Origin of the sequence: Granulicella sp. 5B5 (assembly GCF_014083945.1) — a bacterium.
Taxonomy (GTDB): domain Bacteria; phylum Acidobacteriota; class Terriglobia; order Terriglobales; family Acidobacteriaceae; genus Granulicella.
In genome coordinates this window covers 1,713,390-1,733,556 of record NZ_CP046444.1, presented here as the reverse complement: position 1 = coordinate 1,733,556, position 20,167 = coordinate 1,713,390, and the positions used below count along the sequence as shown (strand labels likewise).

The following is a 20,167-nucleotide window of genomic DNA, read 5'->3' as shown; positions in this document are numbered from 1 at the left end:
GTCGTGGCTTTGCCTCTCATCCCGGTTCCTCTGATTACTGCGCAAGCGAGACCTTCTGTCCGTCGCTCAGCAGATCGCTCGGGTTGCTGACCAGGGTCTCTCCGCCGTGCAGTCCCTGGGAGATCTCGACCTGCGCGCCCTGGTCCTGGCCAATATTGACGGGGATAAAGTGAACGCGGCTGTCGGCCGACACTGAAACGACGTGCATCCCGTTTTTATCGATGACCAGAGCGGTCGATGGAATGATCAGTGACGGCCCGCTGGCGGCAACGTCGAAGCTCACTTGGCCGTACATGCCAGGCAGGAGCGAACCGTCATGGTTGTCCACCTGGACCTCCGTGAGCATCGTTCGAGCCGCCAGATCGACCGACTCTGCGCTGCGCGTGACCGTGGCGATGTAGCGGCGGCCAGGCCTCTCCTGCACAGTAAGCGTGGCCTGCTGCCCTGCCTTGATGGCCAGCGCATCCGACTGTGGCACCTCGACCTGCACACGAAGCACATCACTCTGCGCAACACTGAACAAGCTCTTCGCGCCACCATTGCTTCCATCGTTTACAAGATCGCCCTGCTCGATATTGCGGCTCGTGATGACCCCTTCAAAGGGGGCAACGATGCGATCGAACCCCTTCAACGCGCTCAAGCGCTCCACGTTGGCCTGCTTCGACTTCAGGCTTGCCTCGGTTACGTCGATGTTCGCGCGCGCTGCCGATGCATCGGCTGTACGTGCGTTGAAAGCCGCATCGGCCTCGTCGAGGGCTTGCTGCGTTACGGCATGCCTCTTAATCAGTGGAGTGTAGCGGTTGCGGGTGATGCGCGCGATGTCGAGATTTGCCTGGGCTTGCTCGAGCGCAGCCTTCGATTGCTCCACTGCAGCCGCTGCCTGAAGGACATCGGCGCGGGCCTGGTTCAGTTGCTGATCGACCTCCGGCGTCGCAATAATGGCCAGTACCTGTCCCGCCTTCACATGCGATCCGATATCAACAAAGCGTTTCTCGACATAGCCACTCGTGCGCGCGAAGATAGAGGCGCTGTACAGGGGCAGCAGGTTTCCCGGCAGAGAGACAGAAGACTTAGCCGGAGCAAGCTCCGGGTGGACGACAGTGACCTCGGGAAGCAGTACGGTACTGGCCTGAACGACATCTCTCGCCTCCCGGCCTCTGATGACGCGAGGGACAATCCCGATTGCCAGCAGAACCCCCAGCAGAACGACGGCACCGACAATGCGAGCGGTCTGCCTGCGAGGCGGATTGGTGTTGGTAGCAGTGGACGTCATTGTGCGTTCTCCTCTTCCATGACTTCGTTTCTTCCGTGTATGAGGCTGTACATCAAAGGAACAAAAAAGAGCGTGGCGAACGTGGCCATCGACAAGCCGCCGATGACAGCGCGTGCCAGCGGCGCGTTCTGCTCGCCACCCTCACCCAGCCCAAGGGCCATCGGCAGCATGCCGACGATCATCGCGAAGGCCGTCATGATGATGGGCCGTAGGCGTGTGGAGCCTGCGGAGACAGCAGCTTCAAGTGCCGTGAGACCGCGTTCGGTCTGTTCCTTGGCAAAGGTCACCAGCAGAATGGAGTTTGCCGTCGCAACGCCGATGGACATAATAGCTCCCATCAGACTCGGAACACTGAAGGTCGTTTGCGTCAGGAACAGGGCCCAGACGATGCCACAGAAAGCCCCGGGAAGGGCGCAGATGATGATGAACGGATCGAGCCAGCTCTGATAATTGACCACCATCAGCAGGTACACCAGAATCGCCGCGAAGACCAACCCGATGCCCAGGCGCGCGAACGCCTCGTTCATGCTCTCCACCTGTCCACGCACCTCGATGACGTTGCCGGCAGGAAGCTTTTTCTGTTCCTCATCGACGACTCGCTGGACCCGCTTTGCAATGGTTCCGAGGTCTGTGTCCTGGGTGTTGAGCAGCACATCGTAGACCCTCTGCACGTTGTGATGGTTGATGACGATTGGCTCGAACGATGGAGTGATCGTAGCCATGTTGCCCAGCGTCTCTGTGCGGTTAGGAATCGTCCTGATGGGGATCGGTGTGTTCTTCAACGTGTTCAGCGAGTCCAGGCGGTATTGCGGCGTCTGCGCTGTGACCGTATAGGTGAGACCCATCTTTGGATCGGCCCAGAAGTTTGGAGCCACGGCATAGCCCGAAGCCATCGACACAAACAAGCTGTTGGCCACATCCTGCTGGGTCAATCCAAACTGCGCCGCGCGCGTTCGATCTACGTTAATCTTGAACGTGGGGCTGTCCATCACCTGTTGCAGATGAACATCCGCTGCACCCGGTATTGCTGCAATCTTCTCTCGAAGATCACGTGCGACATCGAAGTTTCCTGCATCCGTGCCTTGTACCTGGACATCGATCGGTGCCGTCACGCCAAAGTCCAGAATCCGCGTCACCATGTCAGCAGGCTCGAAGTAAAACGTCATCGAGGGGAAGGCTTTTGGCAGCACCTTGCGCAGTTGCTCGATATAAGTCTGCGTTGCAGCATGGTTCTTGTTCAGCGAAACGAGGATCTCGCCATCGAAGGCTCCTATATTCGGTGTAAATCCGAACGTGAAGCTGATCGGGTCCTGGGGAAGCCCGATATCGTCAAGGATCAGGTCAAGCTGGTTCGCCGGAACAACATCCCGGATCTTCTGCTCCACCTGGCTGAGGAGTACAGTCGATTGCTCAATCCGGGTTCCCGGCATGGCGCGTACATGCAGGCGGAACTGGCCGGTATCCACACTGGGGAAGAAATCGCGTCCGATGAAAGGCAGCAATAGAAACGCTGTTGCCATCACGCAGGCACATGCAATCAGAGCCGTCCGCCGGTGCTCGATGAACCGGTGCAGCAACTCTGTGTAGTAGGTCTGCATCCGCAGATAGCCTGCATTGAATCGGTCGTTGAAGCTCTCGAACCAGGACGGCCGCGGCTCCTCGGCCGTGTGGTCGGAGGCCTCCACTGAGTAATGGACCTCGCCCGCCAGCATGTGGTTGACCAGCGTCGGCACAAGCGTGCGGGAGAGAATGTAGGAAGCCAGCATCGCAAACACAACGGCCAGCGCCATCGGCGTGAATAGATACTTCGCCGGCCCGGTAAGAAAGATGACGGAGACGAAAACGATGCAGATGGTCATCGTCGATACAAACGTCGGCACTGCGATCTCCGACGCGCCCTGGAGCACGGCGTCATAGAGCGAATTGCCGTCCATATGGCGATGGATATTCTCGATTGTGACGGTTGCATCGTCGACCAGAATGCCGACGGCCAGCGCCAGACCTCCCAGGGTCATCGTATTCAGTGTCTCCCCGAGCGCATTCAGGACAATGATGGAACTCAGAATGGAGAGCGGGATCGAGATCGCAATAATCAATGTACTGCGCCAGCTTCCCAAGAAGACCAGGATCATGAGCGCCGTCAGGAACGAGGCGATGACCGCCTCGCGCAACACCCCCTCGATCGCCGCCCGGACAAACACCGACTGATCGAACAGCCCCTTGATCGTCATGCCCTTTGGGGCGGCCGCTCGAACGGCAGGAAGGATATTGTTCTTGATCTGATTGATGATCGAGAGTGTCGATACGGAACCACTCCGGTAGATGGGTAGCAGTACCGATGGTTTGCCATTGGCACGGACGACGTTCTGCTGCACCATCCAGCCATCACGTACATGCGCAACATCACGCATAAAGATTACCGAGTTGCCGACGACCTTGACCGGAACATTATTCAAGTCCAACGCATCGGTTGGGCTATTATTCAGACTCGAACCATACTCGCGCCCTCCGATTTTGATCGTGCCGGTGGGCATGGTCACGTCCTGCGCCGAGAGGGCTTCTTCCACATCCATCGGCGTTAGATCCTTCGCCAGCAACTCCTGCTGGTTCAGGTCCACCATGATCTGCCGTACCACGCCGCCATGAGGCGCTTCGAGCATTGTGCCTGGAACGACCGATATTTTTTGCCGCACCCGGAAGATGCCATAGTCGTATAACGCCGACTGCGACAGAGAGTCGCTGGAGAGTGCAAGTTGATAGATCGGCACCGTCGAGGCGCTGAAGCGAAGCACCCACGGCGGGTTCACGCCGGGAGGAAAGCGAAAGCGGATCGACTGCGTGGCCGCGCCCACCTGCGCGATGGCAGCATCGATATGCACCTGCGGCTGAAAGTAAATCATCAGGACGGCATAGCCGCGAACAGTCTGCGAATCGATCGACTTCACATCACTCACCGTCGACATGATGAATTCATTGAAGGTCGTAATGCGCTGTTCCATCTCCTGCGCCTGCAGGCCACGGTAATCGTAGACAACCGTGATGACAGGGATGTCGATGTTCGGCAGAATGTCGGTCGGCATGGTCGCAATGGATGAGGCACCCAACAGCAGAATCAGGATGGCGGCGACTACAAAGGTGTAGGGACGATTTAGTGCAAGTTTGACAATCCACATAGCCGAGTTCCTTCTGTCACGTAATGAGGTGCTGCATCAATCGTCTTCGCCGGTCGCTCCGCCGAAGAGCATCTGAGGGGCGATCGGGATGGGTGGGGTCAGGGACTGCATGTCGACGTGCGGTCCTGGTCTATGCCTTCTCTTGACTGTGGTCCTACGTCTTACGCCATACGCGAATGGGCAACGCCTGACGCTTTTGCTGGTGCCAGACCGGCAGTTGTCTGCAACGGGACCTCAGGACCTGGAACGAGCCGCTAGACTATAGATTATTGATAATCCTAAACGTCGCAGATTATTTATAATCGGCTCTCATGGCAAGTAAAGAGCGCTCTCTGCACCGCGACTCCATGGCTGACCGAGTCAAGCAGGACCTTCTACGAAGGATCATGAGCGGTGAACTCCCCCCCGGGACGCGCCTTATCGAACTGCACATTGCACGGGAGTTGAATACGAGTCAGGGGCCTGTCCGCGAGGCCCTTTGTGAACTGGAAGGGCTCGAATTAGTAGTGACGGAGCCCTATAAGGGAACACGTGTTCGAGAGGTCACCCCGCAGGACATCCGTGAGGCGTATATGGTCCGCGCCATGCTCGAGGATCTTGCCGGCCAACTCGCTGCACCATACTTCAAAGGCTCGGTCGCTACTTTAGAGAAGACCGCTTCGGCTATCCTCGACGCAGCCCACCGGAAGGACGTGACGGCCTACGCTCGCCACGATGTGAACTTTCATCGCCTGATCGTAGAGGGTGCATCCAACCGTATCCTGCTCCGCACCTGGAACTCGCTGGCCTTTGAAGTCCGGCTCCAGATGTGGTTGAGGAGAAGCAACATCAATTTGACCACTGCGCAGGAAGCCCACTGGAAGATCATCGAAGCACTGGAACAGGGAGACGGCAAGCGAGCGGGCGAGCTTCTCCAAAAGCACATCTTCAATTTTCCTGCGAACCCTTCCTTTCTGCTAACCCATATCGGCAAAATGCCGCAAACGGATTGATCCCCCATAAATCGGCAGAGCTCGACCAATACATGACACTTGGGCGATGAAGGCAGTTCTAGAATCGTTCTAAAGCATTCTCCCCTGCAAGGTTATGGCTGAGCGCCGGCGGCTTCTTCGGGCAGCAGCAGCTTCCGGAACGTGGCTTCCACGTCGTCAATTGCCCTCTGCCGGGTAAGATCGTAGGCCTTTGGGTGGGCAATCAGCAGAGCTGCGGTCCCATGCAGGCAAGCAACTACTTGCCTGAGCCGCATGTTGACCGTCACGTCGTCAACCTCGGCGGGAAGAACTCCCCGGACGATCTCGCGAACTTTGCGAAGAAATTCTGCTCCCAACCGCTCACGATCCGCTACCACTTCGGGATTGGAGTGCCGCACCAGAAAGACTAGGGAGTAGTGGTCCGGATAGCGAGTCGCAAATCGAATCAACGCGACGATAAAGAGCCTCAGCTTCTCCCAGGGATCTTCGGCGATCTCCATCTCACGGCTTACTCTAACGACAAAATCTGTATAGAGCATCGAGCACAGATGCTGGGTCAGTGCTTCCTTATTGGCGAAGTGCCTGTAGACCGCCATCTGCGAGCAGCCGGCTTCCTGTGCGACACGGCGCATCGAGAGTGCTTCATAGCCTTCGCTGGTCAGCAGTTTGCCTGCCACCTCGATAAGGCGCGCCCGTAATACACCGCGTTCGACTGTATGAGATGGCATGCCCTTTATCCCGGTCACATTTAAGTATACGCCGACTACATTTCAGTTTACACTGTATACGTTGTCTATTGCGTGAATGATAATGGACCTTCCAAGCAGCAAGATCTTCGCGACTGTTCTAGGGCTGGTTTGCTCTGCTTCCCTATCTGCGCAGCAACCGATGCAGGATTGCAGCGCAGCGTTGACTGCCCATGCCGTAGCGCATTGCATGAATGCGTCGCGCAACCAGGCTTCGGCTCCAGTGATCGATCTTGCGCATACCTATACGCTTCCGGAACTGATCGACATTGCCGAAGCATCGAGTCCGGCTAGCCGCATTGCGTGGACCGAGGCAAAGCGCGCCATGGAGCTGGCAGGAGTTGATCGCGCGCTCTACCTTCCGCTGTTGAGCCTGGAGTTACAGGGAAGCGATGCCCGGACCATTGTTCCCTTCCCAAAGCCGATTGCTCCGCGCGGTTATGTGACGGCAGAGCTGCCTGCCGCGGTTGGACAGCTCGAACTCGGATACACGCTGCTGGACTTCAGCCGTGCGTCGACGGTGTCCGCCAGCAAGGCGCGTGAGATTGGATCGACGCTGCGCTTCGGCCGGGTCCAACAGGATCTCGCCTATACGACCGCCGCGCGCTACTACGATGCGCAGCAGGCTATGGGCCAGTTGGACGCAGCGAAGACAGTTTTGCTGACGGCACAGACCTTGCTCTCAAACGCCCAGTCCCAGTTTGATAATGGAAGAGCGACGATTCCGGACCTGCAAAATGCCCAGGCCGGAGCCGCTGAAGCGCAGTACAACGTGGCTTCGGCAGAGGGCGACGCACGGAAGGCAAAGCTTGCGCTGACGGAAGCGATTGGAGTCGAGCCTTCTCCTGCAATTCAGATCCCGTCGGAAGACCAGGCGCATTCTGCTGAAGAACTTAATGCTTCGATCGAGGATCTGCTGCAGACCGCATGGAAGTCGCGGCCTGATCTTCTCGCCCGGGCGCAGGACCTGCGTAGCGCGAAGGAGGACGTCCGAAGTGCGCACGCAGCTTATCTTCCAAAGGTGAAACTGCAACTTGCCGGCGGAGAGACCGCCACGTGGCCCACGGCCGACTTCGGGCAGCTGGGATACGCCAACGTCTCGACATGGTCCGCGTCCGCTGGCCTGCGGTGGGACATCTTCAACGGCGCGAGAGGCCATGAGTTGGCCTCGGCAGTAGCAGCGCAGAAGGCCGCGACCGAGGAGCAGCGGGCCGCTCACGATGCGGTGACCCGGCAGGTATGGGACGCCTATGTGGACTTTCAGACTGCGGTCGAGCAGGAGCGATCGTCTCGTGCTTTTCTGGCGGCCGCGCAAACCTCCTACGATTCTTCCCTTGATGCCTATAAGTATGGAGTTCGTTCGCTCGTCGATGTGGTGCAGGCCGAGCAGCAACTCGCCCAGGCACGCTTCACCTCGGTTCGCGCTTATGTGCGCCTTATGCAATCCGGCGTTGCGCTCCGTTACGCCACCGGGGAGTTAGTACAGCCTCCATCTCCTGAAGGAAACCGCCCGTGAGATATCCTTTGCGCCTCGCCCCCTCCTTCGTCGCGGCCCTGCTGCTGACCGGATGCAGCCGTAACCCCAACGTCGAAATCGTTGGCTCCTACTTTCCCGGATGGATGATCTCACTCGTTGCCGGAGTGGCTCTGACAGGCATATCGCATGTTTTTCTCCGCCGGCGACGCCTGCTGCATACCATCGGCCATCCAGCCGTTATCTACCCAGCCATGGTGGTGCTCTTCACCTGCCTGCTTTGGCTCTGCTTCTTCGCCTGAAAGGACCATCAAAGTGTCCCAACACAAACCAAGGCTTGGCCGTTATCTCGGAATCGGAATCGTGATGGCAGCGCTCCTGCTGCTTGCGGTCGCCGTGTTTCAGGTCGACAGCCACCCCAGGACCGACGATGCCACGGTCCGCGCCAACTCCATTGCCTTCGCTCCCGAGGTCGAAGGTAGACTCGTCAGCCTGCAGGTGCAGGATAACCAGGCGGTCCACAAGGGCGATCTTCTATTTGTCATCGATCCGCGGCCCTATGAATACGCGCTACAGCAGGCCAGGGCCGACCAGGCAACGCTGGAGGGAGAGATAGACGATGAGCGGCGGCGAATCGCCGCAGAACAAAGTGCGGTTGGCGCGGCACGCGCAGGCGTCACCGGCTCCCGCAGCGGCATCAGTGCGGCTGAAGGAAGTTTTCTGGCGGCCAAAGCAGCCGTCGAGCGCGCTGCAGCAGCCCGGTCCGAGGCCGAGGCGCAACTGGCCTATGCCAGGAACGACTACAACCGGCTCGCTCCGCTGCTCACCAAGCACTACGTCACGGTGCAGCAGATTGACCAGGCACGAACTGCCGTCCGCGTTGCCGAAGATGCCTCGCGCCAGGCGGCCTCAGAGCTGCTGCAGGCTCAGGCACAGCAATCGATGGCGCTGGCCGCGAAGGAGTCGGCGACGGCCAATCTTCAGGCATCACAGTCTCACCTTGGAGAAGCAGAGCATACTGTCGATGACCTGGAGACGCTGATGGCTCAGCGTCCCCTGCGTGCGGCCAAGGAGCAACAGGCCGAGCTTAACCTGAAGTGGTGCTATGTGCGCGCGCCCTTCGACGGCTATGTGGCCAACATGAATATCTCTCAGGGTGCCTATGCTCATGTGGGCACGCCCATGTTTACGCTGATCGATACGAGCACATGGTGGGTCCTATCCAACTACCGCGAGTCGAAGCTCAAATACATTCATCCTGGGATGCACGTCGAGGTTTATCTGATGGAGCATCCGGACCACCGCTTCAACGGAGTGGTAGATAGCGTCGGCCGCGGCGTCTTTCCCGAGGACGGTGGTGTTGCCGGAGGCCTCCCGGACGTCGACCGAACGCTGAACTGGGTTCACCTCTCGGCGCGTTTTCCTGTTCGCATTCGGGTCGTCGATCCCGATCCCAGTATCTTCCGCGTTGGAGCAACGGCCATCACGGTCGTCCGTTAGAGAAACCCCTATGCCTGCGACCTTCTCCCGGAAATCGCTCTTCGCCAGCCTGCTCGGTGGAGAGCTCGCGCCCTATCCCGGGCGCCTCGCAGGCAGTCTTCGCGACACCCTGGCCATCTGCATAGCGCTCGTGATCAGCATGGCGCTACAGGTGCCAGGGCTGGCTCTCTCGCTGGCCCTGCTTTTCCTTCTACAGCGAGAGCGGCCAGGGCTAACTCTAAAGATTTCCTTGCAGGTCTTTTCCGCGGCTGCTCTTTCTCTGGCAGCGTCCTTGCTATGGGTGCAGATCACGGATGGAACTGAAACAGCTCGCTTCCTCGGAGTCGTCCTTGGCATCTTCGTCTCAGCATTCTGTATGGCCGGAACCACGGAGCCGCTCTTCTTTACGATCTTCGGCTTCTATGGCTTCGTCTTCCTCTCGGCCTGGGATGCGCATCGGTCGGCCTCGGCGATCGTGGCGACTTCCCTGTTCGACTTGGCCTCCCTTGGACTGGTCATTCTCTGCGCCAACGCAGTTGAGTACACCTTTGGAACACGTCATCCCGCAGATGAACTTCGGTGGGAGATGTTGCAGCGGCTTCAGCTGCTATCGAAATTCTTTCGAGCTCTATCCCAGGGGTCCGCAGACATCAGTCCCGGAGAGCTGCGCCTGCTGCAGAATGCCCTGATGCAATATGGAAACGCCAGCGACGTGCGCATGAACGAACTCTATGATCGCCTGAGAAATACTCGCGAAGGCCTGGCGCGTGTCCCCATCGGAACCCATTACCGCATTGGCCTGCTGACGCGCGCAATTCAGAAGAGCATATTGATCGGCTTCGGCTTTCTGCATGGCAGTCAGCGTGAAGACCGAGCTTCCTACAGAATTCTTGCGGAGTTGTGCGATCACTTGAGCTCTTCAGAGTCTGGAGCTTTTCATGATCGCTTGCCAGCCGGAGCCGCGAGCAATCTGCAGGGAGTTTTTCTTGAGCTTAGACAGTATGCCGAGAGCCGCGATACGGTCGCTGTTTCCCGCCAGCAAACGGCAAAGGTTTACGGCGGCACTCTTCGTTCGCTCCAGATCTTTCTCCCGAATACATTTCAATCACCGGACGCCGCCGTCTACGCGCTCAAACTGACTCTAGCGGCTACAAGCTGCTATGTGCTCTTTAACGCCTTTGCGTGGCCGGGCATCGTCACCTGTGTCGTGACCGTTCTCTTTACGGGCCTCAGTTCAACCGGGGCCATGAAGCAGAAACAGCTCTACCGGTTTTCGGGCGCAGCGGTGGGCGGTTTTCTGGGAATCGCAACGGTGTCTCTTCTCTATCCAAATATGGATTCCATTACCTCGCTGACACTTGTCGTCGCTGCGGTATCGATGCTCTCTGCCTGGGTGATGCGCAGTCCGCGCATCAGTTACGTCGGGCTACAGATTGCGTTTGGATTTTTTCTCACCGCACTGCCGGGATTCAAGCCAGCAATGCATCTTGAACCTGCGCGGGACAGGATCGCAGGGATTGCCCTGGGAATTCTGGTGATGTGGTTTATCTTCGATCAACTGTGGCCCATGCGTACCGCGGCAGCACTGGAAAGCATTCTCCATCGCGTTCGAAAGACCTGCGAGCAAGTGAAGCGCGCCGCACAGAAAGATGTTGCCGGAAGCGGAAGCGAACTGATCCATCTGCGAAACGTGGTTTCTCTCGACCTGGTCAGCGTTCAGCAACTCGACTCGGCCGTCTACTTCGACATTGGACGGCATCAGAAACGAGAGCTCGCGTGCAGTCGGCGTCTAATCCGCCAGATTGAGGTTGCTGCCGCCGAATTTTATGCCGATGCGCTACAACTTACCCATGATGAAGCAGATGCTGAAGATATTCCTGGTTGAGCTACAAGGCGTCACCCTCGCATCAAAACAGCGTGGCCGCGGCCAACAGAGGCCACGCTGATCGGTAAAGATACCAGCGCGAATCAATGGTCGAGACGTGCGGCGGTTCGATCCCGTCTCTGGCCACTACCACCGTTACACACCTTTTTACATCCCTATTAGCGGTCTCACGCTTCAACCAGCGGCGTAGACTGCTTCCGCTTTTCCTAAGCATGCCCGATCCAAGCCGTTGAAAGACCGCTTTGTTCCTTTCTTGGATCACATGCAAAGCGGATGCTCCACCTGGGCGTGCCTGCCCTGGTGAGTCCATCTGGCGAACGCATTGAACTTCCCCATACGGTTTATGAAGTGCTCAGCAGGGTGGTGGGGTTTATGGCGCACGGCCAGTCCATTACCCTCATCCCCGACAAGCAGTGGTTACGACCCAGCGGGCTGCCGATCTCCTCGGGATGTCGCGTCCCTTTTTCATTAAGCTTCTTGAGGCCGGAGTCATGGCCCACCATCGGGTTGGGAAGGCAAGACATAATCTCCTACTTCTGTGCTGGATTTGAGGACGATTCAGTCTGTGTTGTCGCCAGTACCCAATTCGCAATTCGCTTGTCGGGCAGGAGACCTTGTGAGGACATCCTGTACGTCAGGTCATTCAACCGATCACGCAGACCGCCTTCGATGCCGCCGTAAGAGAGCAGCAATGGCACGATGAGAGCCGTGTTGCCCGATTGCGTGATTTTTTCCACCTTACCGCGGAGTTGTTGGGTGGCGGCGTCTCGCACCGACTTGTCGGCGTCGTCGCGTAACGTCATGAATTCGATACCGGCGTAATGGCTCTGCGAACGCATCTCATCGGCCAGGATGCTCATGTCATGTAGCCACAGGTTGTTTTCCTCGTCTTCTACCGGCCCATGCGCTACAAGGACGACGACCTCATGCGTCGGGTCATGGCTGATGGAAGCAGCGCGGTCGTTCAGAATGTCGGCTACGATGCGATGATGATCGAGCGCCGAGGCCATACGGATTGGCACGGCAGACGTGACAGGCTTCATCGCTTCGGAGGGATCATGTTTCATGGCGCTATGGTCCATCGCCATGCCGCCAGCCCCGTTATCCATCATGGCAAACATCTTCAAGTCTTCAGGCTGTTGTGAACGCAATCCGAGCAGATAGGAGATGCTGTCAATCAGGGAACTATGAGAGTTGATGAAAAGGGGTACAGCCACGATAGCCGTGACCTTACGGGCGACCAGGCGGTTGACCGCCGCCTGCATTGAGGAGCGCGTTGCCATACCGAAGGCCACTTCGGTAGGCACGCTCAGGTCTACCTGATCGGCGACGTGGCGCACGTCCTCATCCCATGTTTGAACGCTTCCACCATGAGCAAGCAGCAGGATACCGATACGCGGTTGGGCGTGTGTAGCCGATGGCGGGGCAGCCGTCTGAGCGTGCATCGTGCTTAGGCCGATGAGACAGGACAAGGTTGCAAATATGATCTTTTTCAATGCGAACTCCGATCTTGCTTAGTTGGGCATCGCGCTTTGGGGCTGGTCGATTTCGCCAGCGGCAACGATGACAGACAGAGATTCCATAGCGTCTTTCACGAGGAGAGCAGCCTGAGCGAACATCTCTGGGGCCATGTTGATCGTGACCGGCCCGATGCTGAGATGAACACAGTTGCATCCACAAAGCCGGATTGCGCCTGTACCGAGACGTTCTGCGAGAATCACGTTGATGTCGCTCATGTCTGATGTCTCCTATTCGTGTGGGAAGGTGTAACGTAGGCCGATTCTGAAGAGTCGGCCATAATCGGTGCGGTCGTAGGTTGGCGGATTCTGGGACAACATGCTGTCGCGGCTATTAGAGAGATTGTCGATAGAGCCGTATGCCTGAAGGCCATGCGAGATGTCCTTTGAGGCGTAGAGATTCCAGAGAGCGTAATCGTGCTCATAGCCGCCACTCGCCAGCAGCCACTTGCCAAAGAAGTTTCCTCGAATGTTGGTTACGATTCCCAGCTTGCGGGAGACATACTCGGCGCGAACATATCCTGAATTGCGGCTCACTTCGGGAAGCATCTGTTGTTCCACTACGCGGTAGTAGGGATCAACATAGGCATAGAAGCCGTCCACCTTCAGATTACGGCTGAGGAGCACGCTACCTTTGAGATTGACTCCCTGCGTGTGGGCATGATCGATGTTGGTGTAGACGAAGGTTTCGACAAATGGAATCGCTCCGAAAGTCGGGGGGATGCCATATTGGGCGAGCAGGGCCTGAAGCTCTGCTTCCGTCATCGGAAAACCAGCATCCAGATAGTCGATAAGGTGATTCAGATTGTTGCGGTAGAGCGTGACATCCAGACTGAAGCGGTTCGCCTGATAGCCGCCGCCCACCGACCAGCTCTCACTGCTCTCCGGTTTCAGCGTGGGATTGCCGATGACCTGATAGAAGTATTCTGGATGGAGCAGGAGATAGTACAGTTCGCCGATGGTTGGAGAGCGGAAGCCCTTGCCATAGGCGCTGCGCACCGTCCAGTGGTCATTCACCTTGTAGACGAGACCGACCTTCGGAACGACGTGGTTCCCATAGAGCGAATGATGATTGTAGCGGCCGCCAAGGTCGATGATGAGTTTCTTCCACGGCTGGATACGATCCTGCAACCAGACATCGTTCGTGGTGATCTGCTGTCCGTCGTCATTGCCGACGATGCGGTTCAGGCCGCGATAGGAGTCCTGTACCCATTCGTCGCCGCCTTGCAGGAAGTTCCACGAGCCGATCTGCTGAGAGACGGTCGCATCGGCACGGTGATACCGCTCGTATAAATTGCCGTAATCGAATTGTGCGCCCGCAGTATTGTTCGCATCGAGCGGATTCGACCAGGAGTTCGAGTCATACCGGGCTTCGTACAAACGTGCCTGCACCGCAGTGGTCGAGGTTGGCGCAAAGTCGCCGACCAGCGCATGTGTCTGTGTGCTGTCAGTGCTGGTAGACGAGTCATAGCCGGAAGCCGCAGCGCCAGTAATGTCCGTGTTCTTGCCCGTGGCGTTGTCGTGATAAGCGTTGACGGTGTAGCCGATGGCTGCTTTGGGACTGAAGCTGTAGCGCAGCTTCACCATACCGTCATAGCGTTGGTCGTTGGCTCCAATCGTGCTCTCGTTATCAGGGATCAGTGTGTAGGAGTTGATGTGGTGCAGTTCCAGATCGGTGAAGGCATCAAGCTTCTTGTAGTGCGTTCCAAGGTCAAGGTCCCCATCGAATGCGCCCAGCGTACCTCCTGAGATTCGCAGACCCCCCTCAAATGGATGTGTAGGCTCATGAGTGATGAGATTGATGACGCCGCCAACGGCATCTGTTCCATAGAGCGCGGAGGCGGCACCGCGAACGACCTCGATACGATCCAGCCTGCTGATGTTCTGTTGTCCGAGATCGATGATGCCGCTGTTGATGCCGCGTGCGCCGACAAGCGGCAGGCCATCCTGCAACACCAGCACGTCCGCCGAGGGCACGCCATCGATCAGTTCTTCCGAGGAACCGGAGTAGGAGCTGTTATTGCGTGTCACCACGCCCGGCAACTCGCCGAGAACGTCAGCGACGTTCTCGAATCCGGTACGCTGAATGCGTTGTTGGGTGATGACATCGACTGGCAGCGGGGTGTCCTGCTGCAATTCTTCGACGCGCGAGGCGGAAACCACCGTGACATTCTGCTCGACGCTTGCAACGGACAAGGTAATGTCCGCCGCCACAGGGACAACCTCGGATTTCACCTGTATCGAACGCGTGGCAGTTGCGAGACCCGGCGCAGCAGTAGTTAGTACATATTCGCCCGAAGCGACGTTATGGAAGGCGTACTCTCCCTGGTTATTGGTTTGTGTTTGTTGGGACGCGCCATTCAGCGCATTGCGAAGGGTCACGGTTGCGTGCGGTATCGCGGCTCTCTTTGGATCGAAGACGTGACCGGCCACAGATTGCGATACAATTTGTGCCGTCGCATAAAATGCCATACATAGAAACAGAAAGACAGCAAAGACAAATTTGCGCATCGCCTCACCTTTCATGGTTACGGCGGCCGCTTGTGAGCGAGCTGCCTGGGTTGTCGATCTCCAATCCTCCAGGGGCGCTTCGCCAAAAGACTCCCCCATCGGATTGCCTACACCTGCTGTGGCTGGATCAGACGCCACGCTTGGCGTAATACTCAGCAACTTGATTGGTATTGAACTCAAATGGAATATGGCGCGAATCGGGGATGGAAAGCAGCACGCCTCGTTCCATCGACTCCGCACTCTCGAATTGTAGGAAAGATGGCAGGGACAGCCGAGGGGATCGCCGCGCAGCCTGCGTCGTCTCTAATAGATTTGCTCTTTCGCTGAGTTGCACGACCGCGCCGGGAGGGAGCACCATCGAGCCGATGGTCTCTCTTCGACCGTTGACGAGGACGTGTCCGTGCGAGACCAACTGACGTGCGGCCGCCATGCTGCGGGCGAAGCCCAGGCGGAAGACAACATTGTCGAGACGACGTTCGAGCAGTCCAATCAGCGCCTCTATCCAATTCTTGGGCTGGAGGCTCTTGGCCTTGCGCACAAACCGGCGCAGCTGCTCCTCTCGAATGCCATAGTGGAAGATGAGCTTCTGTTTTTCCCGGAGCTGTGCGCCGAATTGAGAGACCTTCGGCTTGCGCGCCTTACCGTGCTGCCCAGGCGGATAGTTTCGTTTTTCAAGAGCGCCCGGTTTGCCCAGACCAGGCAGTTCCATACCCAGCGCACGCTGGATCTTCCATTTCTTTCGTTGACTCATATCGTCGTCTCATCCTTCGGGACGATGTGCATAAGGCACATCGTCGTGTCGATCTCCAGAGGGCTGTGGCGCTTCGCCAAGAGACTCCGCATCTCCCCCTGCTTGAATTGAAGACTAATTTGGTCCTATATTTAGGTCAAGTAGGAATCGGCAAACTGTCGTGGGCCATGTCTGGTCGCACAGCGTCTGAGCGCATTCGTTTCGCCCTGCTTAGACCGACTGATTTTCTTCATGGGAAGGGTTCACCACACATGTGCTTCAAAAGATCGCAAAACAAAAGCCGTCGTCGGTACACACTGCAAATTTCATTCCTGGTCCTTCTTTTTACATGGTGGGCGCCATTCTCTACTGCATCGGCGAGTGCCCAAGCCGCGCAGATCACCAGCATAGTGGCGGACAGTTGCGCCAAGGAGAGCGCAGCCGCTTCGGTCCCTGTGGCGATCGAGGTGAAGGACGCCTCTGGAGGGGTTCTTCCACGGGCGGCGGTCGAGTTGCATTGCGGAGCCACAGTCCACAACGCCATCACAGCCGAAGATGGCCGTTTATCGCTCGACCTTCGCCCCGGCGAGTACCAGTTGCTGGTGCGTACTCCGGGTTTCGCCAATGCCTCGCAGACCGTCGAAGTTCCTGCCCCGAGCGGAACGGTGGAGGTCGTAATGGTCATCTCGGCCGCGACAGACACGGTCAATGTCACTGCCGATACGGGATTTGTTCCCTATGAGTCCAATGCGGGGTCGAAGACCAACTCATTGCTGGTGGAGGTTCCACAGTCGATCTCGATCGTGAACGAGCATGAGATGGAAGCGCGTAATGTCATAACTGTGAATGAGGCTTTGCGGTACACCCCTGGGGTACAGACGGACGAGTATGGTGTTGAACCCCGGTTTGACTGGCTTAAAATCCGCGGCTTTGATGCGCAGACCTTTGGCATCTTTCGCGATGGCATGCGGTTCAACTCACTCGCTGGCAAGCTCGACCCATTTGAACTCGAGTCGGTCGAGATTCTGAAGGGACCCAGCTCAGTGCTCTACGGTGAGATCCCGCCGGGCGGTCTTATCAACCAGGTCACGAAACGTCCGCTTGCTGGGCGCTCCACCCAGATCGAAGGCCAGTTCGGAGCGTATGACCGGCGTCAGGGTTCCTTCGATACGACAGGCTCTTTCGACCGCACTGAGGTCTTCCGTTATCGCTTGCTCGGACTTATCCGCAACAGCAGCACACAGACGAACTTCACCCCAGACGACCGCCGTCTGATTGCTCCGGCACTGACCTGGCATCCGAGCGATCGCACCCACTTCACTGTGCTCGCGGACTACCAACACGACGGCAGCAAGTGGAGCCAGTTTCTTCCGGCCAACGGTACTCTCTATAACACCAATCCCAACGGCATCATTCCCGTCAGCACCTTCTTGGGTGAGCCTGACTACGATCGCGTCACGCGTGACCAGGGCTCCGTAGCGTACACGGGCGACCATCTGTTCAGCGACGGCTGGAACCTGCATTCCAACTATCGCTACCAGTACATCGACTTGAAAGCACAGACCATCGCAGGTAATGGCTTCGACGGTACGAGTCAGACTGAGGTTTCGCGCTACCTCTTTGCAACACCGAACACCAACCGCTTCAATACGGTCGACACGCGCGCTCTACGACGCTTCAAGACCGGCAACTGGGAGCAGACGGTCTTGTTCGGTTATGACTACCAGCACATCGACCAGCGTGCTACTAGTTACTATCTCTTCGGCGTCGGCGACCTCAACATCTACCATCCGGTATATGGGCAGACCACGATCCCAACGGGCGCGCCTTATCTTGACGACAACAGCCTGCTGCAGCAGCACGGCCTTTACGCGCAAGACCAGATCAAATATCGCGACCACCTGATCTTTACTCTGGGCGGCCGCCAGGATTTCGCGAAGAACGACATCACCAACTTCCTTCCAGGTGGAGCGAACTTCTCGCACCTCGACGAGCGGTTTACGGGTCGCGTCGGCGTCACTTATCTCACGGACTCCGGCATCGCTCCCTACTTCGCTTATTCGACCAGCTTCCTTCCCAACGCGGGAACCTTCGTCTATAACGCAACGACCGGGCTTTCCACGACGCCCGCCATTCCGTCCGATGCCCGCCAGGTCGAAGGCGGCGTGAAGTTTCAGCCTCGCACCTGGAACAGCTTTATTACCGCCTCGGTCTTCCAGATCAATGAGACCAATGTTCTCGTCGCGGACAGCAGCTTCAACGAACATCAGGACGGAGAGGTACGCTCACGCGGTGTGGAATTGGAAGGCGTAGCCAGCCTTTCCCACGGACTTAATCTTCACGGCGGCTATACGTTCACCGCAACGGACAATGTCAACGACGTCACGGCGGCGAACATTGGAAAGTGGCTGCCTCAGACACCCCGCGAACAGTTCAGCGCTTTAGCGGACTACACCCAGGCGGGTGGCCATTTCGCCGGTCTGGGTGGCAACTTAGGAGTTCGCTTCGTCGGTAAAAACGCTGCCGACGCGGTCAACTCCTTCTTTGTTCCGAACTACGCGCTTCTCGATGCCGGTTTACGTTTTGGGTATCGCCACACTCTCTTCAGCCTCAACGCTACCAATCTGACTGACCGGCGATACGTCGCTACATGCACCGGACTCACTGCTTGCTACTACGGATATGCACGCAATGTGATTGGAACGGCGGCATATCGGTTCTAATTGGGCAAGCATGTCTTTTCTGGCGACACTTCGCGATCATCCTCGCAAGCTCTGGATACGGAGGGCGCTGTTCCAGATCCATCTCTGGGCGGGTGTGGTATTGTCGCTCTACCTGATCGTCATTTCTCTCTCAGGGTCTGTGCTCGTGTTCGAAGATGAGCTCACGGGCACAACCCTCCCACATGGCCTCTCCGCCTTCGATGCGAACCACGTAGCAACGATCCCGCAGGTGGTCGCGGCATTTCACAAACAACACCATGACGCTGACATTGACCTGATTACCGTACCTACGAAGACGGTCCCGGCGTTCCAACTGAATGTTCACTTCCCAGGTGGCCAGGCTATCCATTTCGTTGCTGATCCTCTCACCGGACAGAGTTATAAGCAAGGACGAACCTGGGTGCAGTGGGTCCACGATCTGCATGTCTCTTTGCTGCTAAACGAGAACTACGGTATGCAAGTCAATGCCGTTGGTGCGGCCGTACTGCTCCTGCTGGTCCTTACAGGCGTCGTGTTATGGTGGCCGGGCCTTCGCGCCTGGACTCGCGGTCTGCGCGTGAACTTTCAAGCCAACTGGCGGCGCATCAATTTTGACCTTCACAACGCCATCGGCTTCTGGACGCTGACGCTCGTCTTCTGGTGGGCATTCTCGGGAGTGTACTTCGGCTTCTACAGGCAGGTCGCGGCTGTCGTAAACGCCGTTGCGCCACTCCGCAATATGCGCCCTCCGATTGCCCTCGCAGCTTCCGGAAGCACGGTTCGCTTGCCGCTCGAACAGATCGTCGGTGTGGCGCAATCCGCATCACTGAGTGGCCGCCTCTACAGCCTCAGCAACCCCTCGTTAGTTGAGCCCGTCGTCTATGCATCGATGGATCTTCGTGGTCCGGGAAATTTCCTGTACCGGGATATAGTGCAGATCGATGCCTCAGACGGTCGCGTTTTGAGCATCTGGCACTATAGCTATAAGCACGGTTTCGGTGACTGGATTCTCTGGCTGATGCAGCCGCTCCACTTTGGAACCATGTGGGGCACCACAATCAAAGTTATCTGGGCTGCTTCGGGTTTAGCTCTTGCGCTTCTGACCATCACTGGTTTGCTTATGTACTGGAACAGGGTGCTTCGGCGATCGCTCTCGCGTTAACGACTATTGGAGTGCCGCTCGAAGGTGCACCGTTGCGACTTGACGGGTGATCATACTGGCAGGTCTATACCGATGCCTTGTGACGAAGATTCATCATCGGGCTTTTCAAGCTTCACACCGCTGCACGATTTAGCCATTTATGGCTAAAATTCAGCGTTCGCGTATCTTTACCCTTGATATAGGACCAAAGATGTCGTAATTTAGGGGGACCACAAAAGTGGGGAACATCGATTCCGTCAAAAGGTGTCGAGGAAGCCCCCGCGACTGTCTTTTTGGCGAAGCGTCGCGAGGGCCTTGAGACCGACAACCCTAAGGCTGACGATTAGTCCCTGAGTATAAGATGCGCCGGCCAAAGTGGCAAGAAGGACTGTTCGATGGCTGGACGTGTGCTTTCTCTTGAAGTGGCTCCTTCCACCGCCTGCGCGGATGGACGCTCTCACTTGAGCGCAGTTCCGGTATTGGAAGATGCGCCCGCCAGCTCTGATGTCTGCCTGCTCGAACTTGAAACCACCACTCTCTCCGCCGTCCTGAAGTGGTCCGCTTC

14 protein-coding genes are annotated in these 20,167 nt (G+C 57.4%); 7 read left to right on the top strand and 7 right to left on the bottom strand.

Annotated elements, in window-relative coordinates:
* Window positions 1–34: 34 nt before the first annotated feature.
* Complete coding sequence (locus GOB94_RS07295; RefSeq protein ID WP_182278171.1) at window positions 35–1,273, bottom strand: efflux RND transporter periplasmic adaptor subunit; 1,239 nt, start codon at window positions 1,271–1,273, stop codon at window positions 35–37.
* Window positions 1,270–4,446, bottom strand: a complete 3,177-nt coding sequence (locus GOB94_RS07290) for an efflux RND transporter permease subunit (RefSeq protein WP_182278170.1) — start codon at window positions 4,444–4,446, stop codon at window positions 1,270–1,272. Before GOB94_RS07290 ends, GOB94_RS07295 begins: the two co-directional genes overlap by 4 nt.
* A gap of 386 nt (window positions 4,447–4,832) precedes the next feature.
* Here GOB94_RS07290 and GOB94_RS07285 point away from each other — a divergent pair, with 386 nt between their 5' ends.
* Window positions 4,833–5,438, top strand: a complete 606-nt coding sequence (locus GOB94_RS07285) for a GntR family transcriptional regulator (protein WP_182278169.1) — start codon at window positions 4,833–4,835, stop codon at window positions 5,436–5,438.
* A gap of 92 nt (window positions 5,439–5,530) precedes the next feature.
* On the opposite strand, the gene GOB94_RS07280 is transcribed toward GOB94_RS07285, so the two are convergent.
* Window positions 5,531–6,145, bottom strand: a complete 615-nt coding sequence (locus tag GOB94_RS07280; RefSeq protein WP_182278168.1) for a TetR/AcrR family transcriptional regulator — start codon at window positions 6,143–6,145, stop codon at window positions 5,531–5,533.
* Window positions 6,146–6,353: 208 nt separating this feature from the next.
* Between GOB94_RS07280 and GOB94_RS07275 the strand changes: the two genes are divergently transcribed.
* The 4 genes from GOB94_RS07275 (at window position 6,354) to GOB94_RS07260 (ending at window position 11,001) form a co-directional block, all read left to right on the top strand.
* Window positions 6,354–7,679, top strand: a complete 1,326-nt coding sequence (locus tag GOB94_RS07275; protein ID WP_182278167.1) for a TolC family protein — start codon at window positions 6,354–6,356, stop codon at window positions 7,677–7,679.
* Complete coding sequence (locus GOB94_RS07270) at window positions 7,676–7,939, top strand: YtcA family lipoprotein (protein WP_182278166.1); 264 nt, start codon at window positions 7,676–7,678, stop codon at window positions 7,937–7,939. The genes GOB94_RS07275 and GOB94_RS07270 overlap by 4 nt, the downstream gene beginning before the upstream one ends.
* A gap of 64 nt (window positions 7,940–8,003) precedes the next feature.
* Window positions 8,004–9,137 (top strand): biotin/lipoyl-binding protein, encoded by a 1,134-nt coding sequence (locus tag GOB94_RS07265; RefSeq protein ID WP_255484334.1) that lies wholly within the window; start codon window positions 8,004–8,006, stop codon window positions 9,135–9,137.
* 10 nt (window positions 9,138–9,147) lie between these two features.
* Window positions 9,148–11,001: an FUSC family protein gene (locus tag GOB94_RS07260; RefSeq protein ID WP_182278164.1), complete on the top strand. Its 1,854-nt coding sequence runs from the start codon at window positions 9,148–9,150 to the stop codon at window positions 10,999–11,001.
* A 530-nt stretch (window positions 11,002–11,531) separates the two neighbouring features.
* On the opposite strand, the gene GOB94_RS07255 is transcribed toward GOB94_RS07260, so the two are convergent.
* The 4 genes from GOB94_RS07255 to rpsD form a co-directional block, all read right to left on the bottom strand.
* Window positions 11,532–12,497: a CbiX/SirB N-terminal domain-containing protein gene (locus GOB94_RS07255; protein ID WP_182278163.1), complete on the bottom strand. Its 966-nt coding sequence runs from the start codon at window positions 12,495–12,497 to the stop codon at window positions 11,532–11,534.
* A gap of 18 nt (window positions 12,498–12,515) precedes the next feature.
* A complete protein-coding gene (locus GOB94_RS07250) occupies window positions 12,516–12,737 on the bottom strand; it encodes a hypothetical protein (protein ID WP_182278162.1) in 222 nt (73 codons plus the stop codon).
* A gap of 12 nt (window positions 12,738–12,749) precedes the next feature.
* On the bottom strand, window positions 12,750–15,029 hold the full coding sequence (locus GOB94_RS07245; RefSeq protein ID WP_182278161.1) for a TonB-dependent receptor: 2,280 nt from the start codon (window positions 15,027–15,029) through the stop codon (window positions 12,750–12,752).
* A 127-nt stretch (window positions 15,030–15,156) separates the two neighbouring features.
* Window positions 15,157–15,780, bottom strand: coding sequence for a 30S ribosomal protein S4 (rpsD, locus tag GOB94_RS07240; protein ID WP_182278160.1), 624 nt, complete (start codon window positions 15,778–15,780; stop codon window positions 15,157–15,159).
* 389 nt (window positions 15,781–16,169) lie between these two features.
* Between rpsD and GOB94_RS07235 the strand changes: the two genes are divergently transcribed.
* Complete coding sequence (locus GOB94_RS07235) at window positions 16,170–18,482, top strand: TonB-dependent siderophore receptor (protein ID WP_182278159.1); 2,313 nt, start codon at window positions 16,170–16,172, stop codon at window positions 18,480–18,482.
* Window positions 18,483–18,492: 10 nt separating this feature from the next.
* A complete protein-coding gene (locus GOB94_RS07230; RefSeq protein ID WP_182278158.1) occupies window positions 18,493–19,623 on the top strand; it encodes a PepSY-associated TM helix domain-containing protein in 1,131 nt (376 codons plus the stop codon).
* Window positions 19,624–20,167: the final 544 nt, after the last annotated feature.